Origin of the sequence: Psychrobium sp. 1_MG-2023 (assembly GCF_030689115.1) — a bacterium.
Lineage (GTDB): Bacteria > Pseudomonadota > Gammaproteobacteria > Enterobacterales > Psychrobiaceae > Psychrobium.
In genome coordinates this window covers 16,017-31,868 of record NZ_JAUYVJ010000007.1, presented here as the reverse complement: position 1 = coordinate 31,868, position 15,852 = coordinate 16,017, and the positions used below count along the sequence as shown (strand labels likewise).

General features: G+C 41.4%; 11 protein-coding genes. 4 read left to right on the top strand and 7 right to left on the bottom strand.

Features of this window, described 5'->3' with window-relative positions:
* Positions 1–106: 106 nt before the first annotated feature.
* Positions 107–1,921 carry a M14 family metallopeptidase gene (locus Q8W26_RS05205; RefSeq protein ID WP_305472580.1) on the top strand — a complete coding sequence of 605 codons (1,815 nt, stop codon included), beginning with the start codon at positions 107–109 and terminating at the stop codon, positions 1,919–1,921.
* Between the two features lie 70 nt (positions 1,922–1,991).
* Here the strand turns inward: Q8W26_RS05205 and Q8W26_RS05200 are convergent, their stop codons facing one another.
* The 4 genes from Q8W26_RS05200 to guaB form a co-directional block, all read right to left on the bottom strand.
* Positions 1,992–3,623, bottom strand: a complete 1,632-nt coding sequence (locus Q8W26_RS05200) for a methyl-accepting chemotaxis protein (protein ID WP_305472578.1) — start codon at positions 3,621–3,623, stop codon at positions 1,992–1,994.
* Positions 3,624–3,749: 126 nt separating this feature from the next.
* Positions 3,750–4,271, bottom strand: a complete 522-nt coding sequence (tadA, locus tag Q8W26_RS05195) for a tRNA adenosine(34) deaminase TadA (RefSeq protein ID WP_101213837.1) — start codon at positions 4,269–4,271, stop codon at positions 3,750–3,752.
* Between the two features lie 78 nt (positions 4,272–4,349).
* Entirely contained in the window at positions 4,350–5,921 is a 1,572-nt protein-coding gene (gene guaA / locus Q8W26_RS05190) for a glutamine-hydrolyzing GMP synthase (protein WP_101213836.1), read from the bottom strand.
* A gap of 71 nt (positions 5,922–5,992) precedes the next feature.
* On the bottom strand, positions 5,993–7,462 hold the full coding sequence (gene guaB, locus Q8W26_RS05185) for an IMP dehydrogenase (protein ID WP_101213835.1): 1,470 nt from the start codon (positions 7,460–7,462) through the stop codon (positions 5,993–5,995).
* Between the two features lie 234 nt (positions 7,463–7,696).
* On the opposite strand from guaB, the gene Q8W26_RS05180 reads away from it, so the two are divergent.
* Together Q8W26_RS05180 and xseA are read left to right on the top strand one after the other, a co-directional pair.
* A complete protein-coding gene (locus Q8W26_RS05180; RefSeq protein WP_305472574.1) occupies positions 7,697–8,263 on the top strand; it encodes a phosphoribosyltransferase in 567 nt (188 codons plus the stop codon).
* Positions 8,264–8,393: 130 nt separating this feature from the next.
* Positions 8,394–9,734: an exodeoxyribonuclease VII large subunit gene (xseA, locus tag Q8W26_RS05175; RefSeq protein ID WP_101213833.1), complete on the top strand. Its 1,341-nt coding sequence runs from the start codon at positions 8,394–8,396 to the stop codon at positions 9,732–9,734.
* A gap of 76 nt (positions 9,735–9,810) precedes the next feature.
* Here xseA and Q8W26_RS05170 read toward each other — a convergent pair whose 3' ends face one another.
* Together Q8W26_RS05170 and Q8W26_RS05165 are read right to left on the bottom strand one after the other, a co-directional pair.
* Complete coding sequence (locus Q8W26_RS05170) at positions 9,811–11,352, bottom strand: PAS domain-containing methyl-accepting chemotaxis protein (protein WP_305472571.1); 1,542 nt, start codon at positions 11,350–11,352, stop codon at positions 9,811–9,813.
* 266 nt (positions 11,353–11,618) lie between these two features.
* Positions 11,619–12,908, bottom strand: a complete 1,290-nt coding sequence (locus tag Q8W26_RS05165; RefSeq protein WP_305472569.1) for an NCS2 family permease — start codon at positions 12,906–12,908, stop codon at positions 11,619–11,621.
* A gap of 286 nt (positions 12,909–13,194) precedes the next feature.
* Between Q8W26_RS05165 and Q8W26_RS05160 the strand changes: the two genes are divergently transcribed.
* Positions 13,195–14,655, top strand: a complete 1,461-nt coding sequence (locus tag Q8W26_RS05160; RefSeq protein WP_101213830.1) for an aminoacyl-histidine dipeptidase — start codon at positions 13,195–13,197, stop codon at positions 14,653–14,655.
* A gap of 74 nt (positions 14,656–14,729) precedes the next feature.
* Here Q8W26_RS05160 and dinB read toward each other — a convergent pair whose 3' ends face one another.
* On the bottom strand, positions 14,730–15,788 hold the full coding sequence (dinB, locus tag Q8W26_RS05155; RefSeq protein WP_305472567.1) for a DNA polymerase IV: 1,059 nt from the start codon (positions 15,786–15,788) through the stop codon (positions 14,730–14,732).
* Between the last annotated feature and the right edge of the window lie 64 nt (positions 15,789–15,852).

Below are 15,852 nucleotides of genomic sequence, written 5' to 3'. Positions count from 1 at the left end.
CTGCCGATGACGATTGCTTAATCGCCTTGATTACGCTAAATTTGACATAAAGCTGCAAGCATTTGCAGCTTTTTTTATGTCTATCGCAATTATAAGAATAATACTCATGCTAAAAAATATCGCCCTGCTACCGCCATTGATTGCGGGTTGCTTAGGTTTAACTCTCTTACCTCAAAATAGCAACGCCAAGGACCATTCAATCAAGATTGAAAATCCACAACAGTTTTTACCGCCGACTCTAGCGTGGCACGGAGCCAGCGAGCAACTGGTTGAATCTAGATTTCATCGCCAGACACCGATTGAGCAAAGCGATTTCAATACGACGCCAGACTATCAACAAACTATACGCTATTTGGAGCAGTTAGCAGCAAGCTCACCGCTCATTAAGTTAAGTTATTTTGGCCGCACAGCTCAAGGGCGACAGTTGCCCTTAATTCATGTTTCTACGGACTTTAACGCGAAGAACAGACCAAGCGTATTAGCCCAGGCAGGAATTCACTCTGGAGAGATTGATGGTAAAGACGCTGGGTTAATGATGCTGCGCGACTTTACGTTAGGTAAAAAACTAGCGCTTATTGAAAACATAGACCTATTATTTGTTCCTATTTTTAATGCTGATGGTCATGAAAATAGTTCGATATACAATAGAGTCAATCAGCGCGGTCCAACGAATATGGGCTGGCGTAGCACAGCTACAAACCTTAACTTAAATCGAGATTACGCTAAGGCACAAAGTGTTGAGATGCAGGCAATGCTTAAGCTTATTAACCACTACGAGCCAAGCCTCTATCTTGACCTACATGTGACCGATGGTACTGACTATCAATATGACATTACTTACGGTACCTTTGCCAAGCATAGTTACTCGCCACGTATCGCCCAATGGTTTGAAGATTATTATCGGCCACACGTAGATAAAGACTTAAGTAGCAACGGTCACGTTCCCGGCCCTTTAGTCTTTGCCATGGATAATAGCGATATAAAACAAGGGATCAAAGACTGGGTTTCAACGCCACGCTACAGCGACGGCTATGGCGCAGCACGCCACCTGCCAACCGTTCTCGTTGAGAATCATTCGTTAAAACCTTACCGCCAGCGAGTACTAGGCACTTACGTTTTTCTTGAATCATCGTTACAAGTGATGAATCACTTTGGAAAGGAGCTAACGCTTGCGATCACACAAGACAAGCAGTCCAGACCCAGCGAATTAGCTTTAAACTGGAGTCACAATAAGCCAACTCCAATTGCATTTAAAGGCATCGATTATGAACGCTTTGATGATCCCATTTCAGGAGCAAAACAAGTGAGGTGGCTGGGCACGAAAAAGCTGTATAAAACAATGCCATTTTATAAGAAGGATGTGGTGAACAATGTCACTAAAGTTCCTAAAGCGTACTGGCTAATGCCAGAACAAACCCAGGCGATTGACACTCTCAAGCACCATGGCATTGAGATCACAACGTTAGCGCAAGCTCAGACATTAACACTCGAACAATCAATGGCGACAAACGAGGTATTTGGTAAAAGGCCTTATGAAGGTGCGATGCGAGTGAAAGCTGATTTCACTACGAAAAAAATAAAAATCACCCTCCCTGTCGGTTCTGTGCGAATATCAACAGACCAAGCATTAGGAAAGTTAGCCTTTAGTTTACTTGAGCCTAAAGGCCCTGATTCATTGTTCCAATGGGGGGTATTTAATACTATCTTTCAACGCACTGAGTATATCGAAGGTTATGCGATTGTCCCTCTAGCCAATGAAATGCTTGCTCAATCCCCACAACTCAAGGCAGAATTTACAGCCAAGCTTGCAAGCGATAAGGCCTTTGCAGATAACCCACGTGCTAGGCTTGCTTGGTTTTACCAACGCTCACCATTTTATGATCGCAATCATCGTCGCTACCCAGTATTTAGACAGTGGTAAGGTTGATATAATAAGGCATGCTCCTCATAGAGCATGCCTTATTAACCACTAAATTAAAAAGCCGTGACGGTTAAACTTGAGCCGCAAAACCAATTCTAAACCCTCCCCAATGTTTACCATTGACAAAGATAGGTGCCGACACATCATGCATAATCTCGCCGGTATCACGCTTATAGGTTTGTAATAAAAACTTATCGGTATGACTACCACAGCGACTACCGGTAGCATCATCAAAGATTCGCTTGGTGCGGTTATTCGCAACATCGCTATCAAAATCACCGGTTAACGGCTTACAGAATTTATTATTGTGCGTTGGGAAGTAGCCATTTTTATCAACAGCACCGGCATATATCATCGCATTAAAGCGACTGAGTAATGGTTCTTGAATAGCCGGTAAAACTTGATCGGTAAAACTGTCGAAGGCGCTGTTATATTTAACAGGATTTGTATTGGCTACTTTAGTGTATCTAAAATCAAATAATTCGTTCTGGTTTATAGAGTTATCAGCTATATGTTGTTCAAATAACTCACCAATATCTTTAGCTGCTTGTTGCGCTTGCTGGTACATTTGTTCTATTAAAGAGTCCGTCTCAAAATGTGATAACTCAACAAAAATTGCTTCTGTTGAACGTGCCAACTGCGACGCATCATCTGAGACCTTCTGGGTTTCCTCACCTTTTTGTCTTAAGAACTCTCCAATATTAGTAATTGAACTAGAGACCTCTTCAGTCGTCTCATCTTGCTCTTTTAATGCCATGCTGATTTGCTCAATCGATTGTGATGAATCAGCCATTAACTGACTAATCTCAACGAGCGAATCTGATAACGCCTCAGTGACATTTACCACACTATCAGTTTGAGCTACCACCCCCTTCATCACATCGGTTGTGGTTTGAGTTTCACAAGTCATCTCATTGAGCATGACCCCAATACGTTCTGTAGCATCAGCGGTTTTAGAGGCAAGTGCACGAACTTCATCTGCCACCACAGCAAAACCTCGCCCTTGCTCTCCTGCGCGGGCTGCTTCAATCGCTGCGTTAAGCGCTAATAGGTTTGTTTGCTGAGCAATACCATCAATGACATCGGTAATGTTTTGTATTTCACTGGCTTTTTGTGCAAGCGACTGAATTTTATCAGCCGCATTGGTAATGCCTGTATTCAATGTTTTTATCGTATCTAAGTTATCTAGCAACTGCTCTTTGCTATTACTACTGGCATCCATTGCTTTAATTGCTAATTCAGATGTATTAGCTGCGTTACTGTTAATTTCTTTCGTACTAGCGACAAGTTCTTCGGTTGCAATGGCGATTCGATTAACATCATCACCACTACCATCGATGGCCTTGGCTAATTGCTCAACAAAAAATGCAACTTGAGCAGAATTTATCGCAAGGTTACTGGCACTATCATTAATCGTGCGTCCCGTTGTGGAGAGTTGTTTAGTTCTTTCATTGATTAACCCTTCAATACAATGGGTAGTCTCAGGTACTTCAAATAACGCACTAATTCTCAGTTGAGCTTGTCTTTGTGGTTTTAATATAAAGAAATAGCTCGCGGTGTATGTGACTATAGCCACAGTCATGCCTACGAGAGCGACTGTAATGAATGTAATATCGCTAAATTTGTTAACTAAAAGCGTTAACAAGATCACAGTAATAAAGTTAACTACTGCTATAGTGAGAACACAGAGGTTTGATTTCATGTAGATTGACCTTTTACAACAACTAAAGAACTAGCTAAATGCTAGAGGTCAGCATATCGTATAAGAAATATCAATTTCACATACTTTAGTCTAAAAAACCTCCCCTTTATGAACGTCAGACCAGTATTATATTGAGCCGTTAAGCCTATTCTTTTTCTTTTCACGCCTGCGCTTGGCGAAAAAATCACTAATTTTAGTTGAGCACTGCTCTGCTAATACACCACTGCTCAATGCCACTTGGTGGTTGTGCTTTACATCATTAATTAACGCGAAGGCTGAATTAGCTGCCCCTGTTTTTAAGTCTGTAGCACCATAAACAACGCGTTTTATCCGGCTGTGAACAATTGCACCAGTACACATACAGCAAGGCTCTAAAGTTATATAAAGAACAGCATCTAAGATTCGATAATTTGTGATAGTTTCACCACCTTGACGCAGTGCAAGTACTTCAGCGTGAGCCGTAGGATCATTTAAACTAATCACCTGATTAAAACCTTCACCGATAACTTGGTTATCTAACACTAATACAGCACCAACTGGCACCTCGCCAATAGCTTCAGCCTTATCAGCTAAGGTTAACGCATATCGCATCCAATAATGGTCTTGTTCGAGTTGGTTCATTTCATTTATATTTGTAATATCATTCATACAACTTTTACTATTTTAATAAGCACAAAAAAATACCAGTCAATCGACTGGTATTTTAAAACAATCAACTATGAAGGATTATTCCCATTCAATTGTTGCTGGTGGCTTACCACTGATGTCGTAAACAACACGTGAAATGCCATCAATTTCATTTATGATACGGTTCGATACGTGACCTAACAATTCATACGGTAATTGTGACCAGATAGCAGTCATAAAGTCGATAGTTTCAACACAACGTAGTGAAACAACCCAGTCATATTTACGACCATCGCCCATTACACCTACTGATTTTACAGGCAGGAATACAGTAAAAGCTTGGCTTACTTTATGGTATAAGTCTGCTTTATGCAGTTCTTCAATAAAGATAGCATCGGCACGGCGTAGTAAATCACAGTACTCTTTCTTCACTTCACCTAGAACACGAACACCTAGACCAGGGCCTGGGAACGGGTGACGGTAAAGCATGTCATACGGTAAACCCAATTCAAGACCAATACGGCGTACTTCATCTTTAAACAGTTCGCGCAATGGCTCAACTAGTCCCATTTCCATATCATCAGGTAAACCACCTACATTGTGATGTGATTTGATGACGTGAGCTTTACCTGTACCAGCAGCCGCTGACTCGATAACGTCTGGATAGATAGTACCTTGCGCTAGCCATTTAGCATTAACACACTTTTTAGATTCTTCATCGAAGATATCAACGAAAACGTGCCCAATGATTTTACGCTTAGCTTCTGGCTCATCTACACCTTTCATTGCATCTAAGAAACGGTTCTCGGCATCTATGTGCACAATATTTAAACCGAAGTGATCGCCAAACATTTCCATGACTTGTTCAGCTTCATTTAAACGTAACAAACCATTATCTACAAACACACACGTTAGCTTATCACCGATAGCGCGCTGAATTAGCATTGCAGTTACTGATGAGTCAACACCACCTGATAAGCCTAAAATCACCTCATCATCGCCCACTTGCTCTTTGATGCGAGCAACGGCGTCATCGATAATTGAACCTGGTGTCCATTTTTTATCACAGCCACAAATATCACTAACAAAACGCTCTAAGATACGACCGCCTTGCTTAGTGTGAGTTACTTCAGGATGGAATTGAACGCCATAGAAACGACGCTTTTCATCACTCATTGCAGCAAACGGGCAGCTATCTGTTTTTGCAACAACTTTAAAACTTTCTGGAATAGTCGCAACTTTATCGCCGTGACTCATCCATACATCGAGGAATGCTTTGCCGTCATGAATTTCATCTTCGATATTTTCAAACAGTTTACACTCGCCAACACGCTCTACTTGAGCATAACCAAACTCACGTTCAGTTGAGGTTTCAACACTACCACCAAGCTGTGCAGACATGGTTTGCATACCGTAACAAACGCCTAACACTGGTACGCCAGCTTCGAAAACGTATTGTGGTGCAACAGGGGCATCATCAAGCGTTACTGACTCAGGGCCACCAGATAGGATAATACCATTTGGGTTAAATTCACGGATTTTCTCTTCCGAAACATCCCATCCCCACAATTCACAGTAAACACCAATCTCACGGATACGGCGAGCGATTAATTGAGTATATTGAGAACCAAAGTCTAAAATCAATATACGATCGTCATGAATGTTGCTCATTTAAGAACCCTTACAAATAAAAATAGAAAGGCAGGAATACACCTGCCTTACAAAAAATTAATTAAGTGGGATTAACCCATACGGTAGTTTGGCGCTTCTTTAGTAATTGTCACATCGTGAACGTGACTTTCACCCATACCTGCTGAAGTAATTTTAACAAACTCAGCCTTTGTGCCAAGTTCTTCAATTGTAGCACAGCCCGTTAGACCCATTGCACTTCGGATACCACCTAGTTGCTGATGGATAATATTAGCAATTGGCCCTTTGTAAGCTACACGACCTTCAATACCTTCAGGAACAAGTTTAGATGCTTCGTTACTTGTTTGGAAATAACGATCTGAAGAACCGTCACGTTGATCCATTGCACCGATTGAGCCCATACCACGGTATGATTTGTAGTAACGACCTTGGTAAAGTTCAACTTCACCTGGTGCTTCTTCGGTACCAGCAAACATTGACCCCATCATCACACAATTAGCACCAGCCACTAGTGCTTTAGCGATATCACCAGAGAAACGAACGCCGCCATCAGCGATAACTGGAATACCACGACCAGCTAATGCATCGACCGCATCAGATACAGCAGTAATTTGTGGAACACCAACACCTGTAACAATACGTGTTGTACAGATTGAACCTGGGCCAATACCCACTTTAACCGCATTCGCACCCGCATCAGCAATAGCTAATGCACCAGCGCCTGTTGCAACATTACCGCCAATGATTTGTAAATCAGGATATTCAGTACGTGTTTGCTTGATGCGATCTAAAACGCCTTGAGAGTGACCGTGTGAAGTGTCAATTAGTAACACATCAACACCTGCAGCAACTAATGCGGCAATACGCTCATCAGTGCCAGCACCACAACCAACAGCAGCACCTACACGTAGACGACCTAGTTCATCTTTACATGCATTAGGCTTCTCTTCCGCTTTTTGGAAATCTTTTACCGTGATCATGCCTTTTAATTTAAAGCCATTATCAACCACTAAGATTTTTTCAATGCGGTTTTCGTGCATTAAGTGTAAAACGTTATCAGAATCTGTTGCGTCAGTTACCGTGACTAACTTTTCTTTAGGTGTCATTAAAGCCGTCGCAGGCTTAGTTAAATCGGTAGCAAAGCGCACATCACGAGAAGTAATGATACCTAATAGGTGATTATCTTCATCTACAACAGGGAAACCAGAAAAGCCTAAACGCTCACGCATTTCATTAATTTCACGGATAGTCACGTCAGGACGAACAGTTACTGGTGCAGAAACTACACCTGATTCGTATTTTTTAACTAATTCAACTTCATGAGCTTGTTGCTCAACAGTCATATTTTTGTGGATAAAGCCGATACCGCCTTCTTGCGCTAAGGCAATGGCTAAACGTGCTTCAGTAACCGTATCCATCGATGCAGAAAGCATCGGAATATTTAGGTCAATTGTCTGGGTTAGTTTTGTTCGAAGGTCTGCTGTGTGTGGAAGCACAGTAGAATGTCCAGGGACAAGTAGTACATCGTCGAAAGTTAAAGCTTCTTGCGCGATTCTTAGCATTGCAACATCTCACCTAAATAGTAAAAAATGGTCTAAATATTGCCGACATATTATAGGCATCTGTCAGGCATACGTAAATCAATATTTGTGTTTTTTTTTACTTGTAACCCCAATATCTTGTTGCATTTGTGTTAAATCCAAGCAATTAGTTGACTCCTGTGTCAATAAGTTAAAAAGTTGTCAGGTTTTTAGGCTATACTTGTGCATTAACATTTCAATTTTAAAAGTAGCCTAATGACAAAAAAATACATTGACGCTCAGCAACTCTTAGATGACTCATATAATCTAGCCTTAAACATTTTTGATAGTGGCTGCCGACCAAACTATATTATTGGCGTGTGGCGTGGAGGAACACCTGTCGGAATAGCCGTGCAAGAGTTGTTAGACTTCCTTGGCGTCAAATCTGACCACATTTCAATTCGCACGTCATCATATACGGGAATTGAACAACGCGTATCAAACGTAAGAGTCCACGGTTTAGATTATATTATCCGTAATGTTAACGCTGAAGATACACTTCTTATCGTGGATGATGTTTATGACTCAGGGCTGAGCGTTGCACAAGTTATTGAAGATTTAAGTAAAAAATGTCGTCGTAACACCCCCATTATGAAAGTGGCAACACCGTACTTCAAGCCGAAAAATAATAAAACAGAACGTGTGCCAGACTTCTACCTGTATGAAACCGATGAATGGCTCGTATTTCCTCACGAATTATCGGGTTTAACTAAAGAAGAGTTGCTCAATGAAAAACCAGGGATGATGCAGATCTTAAAAGACCGCATTGCTGATATGAGCTAATTTCATTAAAAATGAATCGCAGGTTTATCTAGCAACCCCTCCATATGTTTTTTGCTAGATAGACCTTTTTATTGAGACCTTGAACAACTCCAGTTAAACTTGCCTTAATTATCCTCAAAGCAAAGTCATCATGCAAAGTACCTCACAACCTAATATATATAATGTCTCAAAGTTAAATAATGATATTAAGCGTTTACTTGAAGGTAATTTTGGTCGAATCTGGCTTAATGCTGAGGTGTCCAACTTTGTCGCGGCTTCATCAGGCCATTGGTATTTCACTTTAAAAGATGCTCGGTCACAAATTAAGTGTGCCATGTTCAAAGGGCGTAATAGAGCCGTGAAGTTTCGACCTCAAAATGGCCAACAAATCATGGTCAAAGCCAATGTAAGTGTTTATGAGCCTCGTGGCGACTATCAATTATTAGTCGATGTTATGGATATGGCTGGTGATGGCCTACTACAACAACAATTTGAACAATTAAAGTGTCAATTAGCGAGCGAAGGCCTATTTGCGACTGAACACAAAAAGCCACTCCCCTCTCAAGTTAAACGTATTGGTATTATTACCTCCCCTACAGGTGCGGCAGTACAAGATATTCTAACCGTATTGAAACGTCGTAACCCGCTTGTTGAAGTTGTCATTTACCCAGCGCAGGTGCAAGGGCAATACGCGACGAATGAATTGGTTCATGCACTTGAGGTCGCTAACTATCGCCAAGAGACCGATTTAATTATTATTGGCCGAGGTGGTGGCTCACTCGAAGACTTGTGGTGTTTTAATAATGAAACTTTGGCTCGTACGATCTTTAGTTCACAGATCCCAGTGATTAGTGCCGTAGGTCATGAAGTCGATATCACCATCAGTGACTTTGTAGCAGACTATCGAGCGCCAACCCCCTCAGCGGCTGCCGAAATAGCCGTTGACAGTAACGAAGAGCTCATTAACAAGTTTAACTACTTACGCCAACGTTTAGTGCATGCATTAACCAAACAAGTACATCAAGAGAAAATGTCACTACAGCAGTTAGCCCATCGGCTATCAGCCCAAGACCCTAAATATAAGTTGCAACAACAGGCTCAATACCTTGACGAATTGAACACTCGCTTAATTAGCTGTACTCAATCAAAGTTAAACCACTATCAACAACGATTACATCTACTAAATCAACGTTTAACAAAACAAAGCCCACAATTAACCATCAGTAGAATGGCCGAACGCCATAAACAGCTAACCAATCGGTTAACTTACGCGACTAAACAAATGCTAACGACGAAGCAATCAAAACTTCATAGCTTATTGAGAGAGTTAAACACGGTCAGTCCACTTGCCACATTAGAGCGCGGTTATAGTATTAGTTATGATGACAATGAGAGTGTGATAACAAGTAGTAAACAGGTCAAAACCGGCATGAAAATGGTGTCACAACTTCACCAAGGTAAGGTTACTTCAATCGTCGAATCGATTGAATAGGTTAGGCAACCCTCTTGCTTAACCTAGTTTCAAAAGTGCCGTCCAGCATTTTTTCAAAATAAAAACGGCCCTACTGTTATTTAAACGTAGTACTAAGGCCGTTAATCTTATTGCTACTCTCTCTTATTTCAAGTGCATAGCGTTCAACTTGGGTACTAATCTCAGTATTTTCATGGGAGATTGAGTCGACTTGATGTACATTATTGCTGATTTCATTAGCGACAGCACTTTGCTCTTCTGCTGCGGTTGCGATTTGGTCAGTAAGGTTACTCATATCATCCATCGAAGTAATGATGCCATCCATCACAACCTTCGCTTGACCGCTATCTTCTGCACATTGTTCTGCACTGGTTTTACTCCCCAGCATCATTGAACTCCAATTACCTAATGTCTGCTGAAGGTTATTAACCGACTGCTGAATTTGCTCTGTTGCTGATTGAGTTCGCCCAGCGAGTGTACGAACCTCGTCGGCAACCACAGCAAAACCTCGCCCTTGTTCACCTGCTCGAGCGGCTTCAATTGCAGCGTTAAGTGCAAGTAAATTTGTTTGATCAGCAATTCCCTGAATCTCTGCCATTATCGTCGCTATTTCATCTGCATCTTTGATTAATACGCCAGCAGAGTTTGCGGCATTCTCTACTTCAATCACCAATTCATTGACCCGCTGTTGAGACGAGTTTAAAGCCGTTATTGCTCTATGACACTCTTTATTAACTCCCTCGACGCTATCACGAGAGTTAATCGTATTTTCACTAACTTCAGCGATAGTTGCACTCATTTGGGTAATCGCAGTCGCTAGTTGTCCTAATTGAGAGTTTTCTTCTAAAAGCCCTTTTAGTGCCTGAGCTGAAGATTGTTCTAACACTGCCGCGACATCAACTAAGCCATCACCCAAATCTTTACTTCGCCCTAAGATTGTTCTGACTTTTGCTTGGGCTAGTTGCGACGGATAGTCAGCAATTCCAGCTAAGCCAACCCCAGAAAAGACAAGGCGTGATGGGCTATCACATTCTGCTTTTACTTTATTGAGATATCGAGGAAGTTCAATCAGCTCTTCAAAGAAAATGGCGAAGAAACAAATAAATGTGATGATCTGAATGGCGATAGCAGCTAGAGCACCTGAAAAATAAAAGTGAGCTATAGCAGAAAAACACAACAATAAAACAGCCATTATTTTTTTAAATGCACCATTTCGCCACATGCCTTCAATAGACTGACCATTATTGAGTTTATGATAGAGCTTTTGTGCTGTGGCTACATCTTGAGACGTGGGTTTACTGCGCACGGACTGAAAGCCTGTAACAACGCCGTTTTCATACAGAGGCGTGACATAAGCGTCGACCCAATAATAATCACCATTCTTACACCGATTTTTTACAATGCCACGCCAAGACTCGCCCGCTTTTAACTTAAGCCATAAATCAGCAAAGGCACCTTTAGGCATATCTGGGTGACGGACAATATTATGATTTTGTCCAATCAACTCATCGGCCGTGAAACCAGCGATTTCACAAAAACTATCATTAGCATAAATAATCACACCGCGGGTATCTGTGACAGATACCAATTGCTGCTCTTGTGGAAAGGTGACTTCATTTTGCGTTACGTTCTTGCTCATTATCTATCCCTAAATTTTAACTATGTTGTACCCAGTGGTAGATAAGAAATTGTGCACCGCGGTCGTTTGTAATGATAAAGTATTAAAAAAAAACGATTTGCGCAACTAAAACCATCTTTCAAGGTACTATCTGCATGATATTTACACTAAAGTATAGACAGATTTTTACTTACCGTATGAAAGATAGCGTGTTTATAACCATCAGCCTATTAGCCAGAAGTCTTCATCACGCTCACACGCACCATTCCGTTTTCATGGCAAACTACTTATAACAGCGCGAACTTAACGATAAATAACCCAGCAAGTAGGATAACGCTATAGTTAAGATCAGAAAATCGGCCCGATGCCAGCTTAATTGCAACATAAGATATAAAGCCCAAAGCAATACCATGAGCAATAGAAAAAGTAAAAGGCATCACCAAAGCAGCAATAACTACAGGAACAGCCTCAGTCAAATCCTCCCATTCGACATTAATTAAACTCGAAATCATTAATACAGCAACATAAAACAACGCACCTGCTGTCGCATAAGTCGGGATCATACCTGCCAAAGGGGAGAAAAATAATGCTAAAATAAAAAGCAAACCAACAATCACAGCTGTTAAACCCGTACGTCCACCAGCAGCAACACCAGAAGTACTTTCCACGTAACTGGTCGTCGTTGATGTTCCTAAAGCAGCACCAGCCATGGTTGCCGTTGAATCTGCCAGTAAGGCTTTATCTAGCCTAGGTAACTTCCCTTGCTCATTTAATAAACCGCCTCGCTGAGCTACAGCAATTAATGTTCCTGACGTATCAAATAAATCTACAAACAAAAACGCAAAGATAACACTTAACATGCCAACTTCTAGTGCACCAGCAACATCCATAGCCATCCACGTTGGGGCAAGTGATGGCGGTAGGTCAACAATGCCATTATAGTTTGAGTGACCTGTCAGAACACTAATTGCGGTGACCAATAAAATAGAAATCATCACTGAACCATGAAGACCGCGATGAATTAAGCCAACGATCAAACATAAACCTAAACCTGCCATTAGAGCTGGAAATGATGAGATATCCCCCATAGTCACTAATGTATTGCTATCAGCAATAATAATCCCCGCATTTTTTAATGCAATTAATGCCAAAAATAAGCCAATACCTGCGGCAATTCCATAGCGGAGTGACATAGGTATACTCTCAATAATCCACTCTCGAATTTTAAATAGGCTCAATAAAACAAAGACTCCGCCCGAGATAAAAACACCACCTAAAGCGACTTCCCAACTATAACCCATGTCTAAAACGACAGTATAAGTAAACATCGCATTAAGACCCATCCCCGGAGCCAACGCTATCGGATAATTGGCAACAAGCCCCATCACCAAACAACCAATTGCCGCAGCCAAACATGTCGCGACAAACACTGCTCCTTTGTCCATGCCTGCGTCAGCAAGCATCGTCGGATTAACAAAGATAATATAAGCCATGGTTAAGAATGTAGTAAGACCTGCTGTGAGCTCTCTACGAACCGTCGTTTGATGATGTTCAAGCTTAAATAGTTTCTCTAGCATATAAACCTCAATGCTGGGTGAATAAAAAAGTCATTGGTTGAAGTGCTAACTAACAGTACTCAACTAAGACCTATATGTCATAAGGGTACCCGTCCAAATAAGGGATAACCTTATTCAACCACTGACTTAATACAAAGGCATTAGTATATATGAACCGTAAACTATAACAGAGTATATTGAATAAGTTTTTGTAGGGGTAAAAGCTTTTTTGAGTTAGTTTTTTTAATGCATGTAACTTTTAGTACTATGGTATAATTGCCAATCATTTTTTTAAGGGAGTCTTTCTGTGCCATTATCTACTTTATCACCACAATCAGTGTGGAGCTGGTTTTCTCAATTATGTGCAATCCCACACCCGTCAAAGCATGAAGAAGCACTTGCGACTTACATCATTGACTGGGCGACAAAAAAAAATCTAACGGTTACCCGTGATACCGTAGGCAACATTATTATCAAAAAGCCCGCAACACCGGGTTACGAAAATCGTAAAGGCGTTATCATGCAAGCTCACCTTGATATGGTGCCGCAAAAAAATAATGACACCCAACATGATTTTCTAACCGATCCAATTAAGCCATATATTGATGGTGAATGGGTCACTGCTCAAGGCACTACATTAGGCGCTGATAACGGTATTGGTCTTTGTGCTACCTTAGCAGTTCTGGGTGATGAGAACATTGAACACGGTCCTTTAGAAGCCCTATTAACCGTTGATGAAGAAGCCGGTATGACTGGTGCATTTGGCCTTGAACCAGGTTATTTCGATGGTGAAATATTATTAAACACTGACTCAGAAGAGGAAGGTGAAGTATATATGGGCTGTGCTGGCGGCGTTGATGCCAACATTAGCTTTGCAACAGAGTTCGAAGCTGCACCCGCTGAACATACCGCTTTCTCATTAGTCGTTGAAGGACTCAAAGGTGGCCATTCAGGTGTCGATATCCACCTAGGTCGTGGTAATGCGAATAAAGTATTAACTCGTGTTCTTTTTGAATTAAGCGATACTTTTAAACTAAAACTAGCCAGTATTGATGGCGGCAGCTTACGCAACGCCCTACCCCGCGAAGCGAGCGCTGAGCTATTAGTTCCTAATGAACAAGTTACAGAGTTTAAGCAAGCTGTTACACAATGGACTGAAACTTTTAAACAAGAACTGCAAGCCGTTGAACCGGATCTGGCTATTTTTGTTGACCCGACAGACGACATTGAACAAGTACTATCTCAGTCATTGCAAACCCGTCTTTTAGCTGCATTGTATGGTTGCCCTCACGGCGTATTTAGAATGAGTGATGAGATTGACGGTGTTGTAGAGACCTCAAATAATCTGGGTGTAATCCAAACACGTCATAACGAAATCCGCGTTCAGTGTTTAATTCGCTCATTAATGGATTCACGTCGTATTGATACACAAAACACCATTGGCTCAATCTTTAGTCTTGCGGGTGCAACAGTTGATTTTTCTGGCGCTTACCCAGGCTGGAAACCAAACACATCGTCAGAGGCTATGGCCGTTGTGCGCGATACGTACAATGAGTTATTTGGTGAAATACCAAAAGTCATGGTGATCCATGCGGGTCTAGAGTGTGGTTTATTTAAAGATGCTTATCCGCATTGGGATATGGTCTCTTACGGCCCTACAATTCGCTTCCCTCACTCACCTGATGAGAAAGTTAAAATTGATACCGTTGAACGCTTTTGGCAGTTAACTTTAGCAATTCTAAAGAATATTCCAGAAAAAACAGCGTAATTAGCAGGACGTTAAAACGACACACAAAAAAGAGCAGCTAATCATTTATGGGCTGCTCTTTTTTATTCATGTGTTTAATCAAATAAGTCTAGCTGAGGTACATCATCAGCCTTCGGTGCCGTAAACCCCACAGATAGCCCTATTAGCCGAACCGAGCGCCCATAACTTCTTTCTAGCGCTTGTTCAAGTAATTGCCGACATAACTCAAGACTAATGTCATCAACACTCTTTTCTACCGTCGTTGATTTAAAATCATTAAATTTAATTTTTATTCCTTGCTTAGCAATTATTTTGCCTTTCTCCACTTTGACTAAGCGTCTGTGAAGCTCTTGATACAATTGTTCAACAATTGGCCAGCAACTCGCTTGCCCGTTAATATCTGCGGCTAATGTGGTTTCTACTCCCGCCGATTTTCGTTCACGGTGCGGGTTCACTGTGCTGGGATCGATCCCTAAACTGCGTTGCTTAAGTACATGAGCCATTTTTCCGAAACGTTGCTCTAACCAAGGAAGCTCAGTGGCTCGAATATCTTCTCCTGTCATGAGTCCGAGTTGTTGTAATTTACCGAAAGTGACTTTACCAACACCGGGGATTTTATTTAGCGGTAAATTAAACGCAAACTCATCGACTTGATCAGGGGTGATAACGAATTGTCCGTTTGGTTTGTTTAAGTCAGATGCAATTTTAGCCATGAATTTATTAGGTGCAATGCCAGCTGATGCCGTTAAGCCTGTTTCGTCAAGGATATCTTGTCTGATTTGTTGAGCAATTAACGTCGCACTGCCAGAAAATAGCTGACAATCACTCACATCAATATAAGCCTCGTCTAAACTTAAAGACTCAACTAAAGAGCTATAACGTTTAAATATTTCAAACACCTGTGCTGATGCTTCTTTGTACGCTCCCATCCGACCAGGCACAAGTTGTAAGTGCGGGCAAAGCTTTAACGCCAAGGATGTCGCCATAGCACTTCGTACCCCATACTCCCGAGCAATATAATTACACGTAGCAATAACACCACGTCGATCACTCGCTCCACCAATCGCTATTGGCAAGCTGGCTAAAATTGGATTATCACGCATTTCGACCGCAGCAAAAAAACAGTCCATGTCAACGTGAATTATTTTACGCATCGGTAACCATCCCGTTTATAATACCCATCATCAAAAGCCCAATGACATTCATTATAGACAAGTA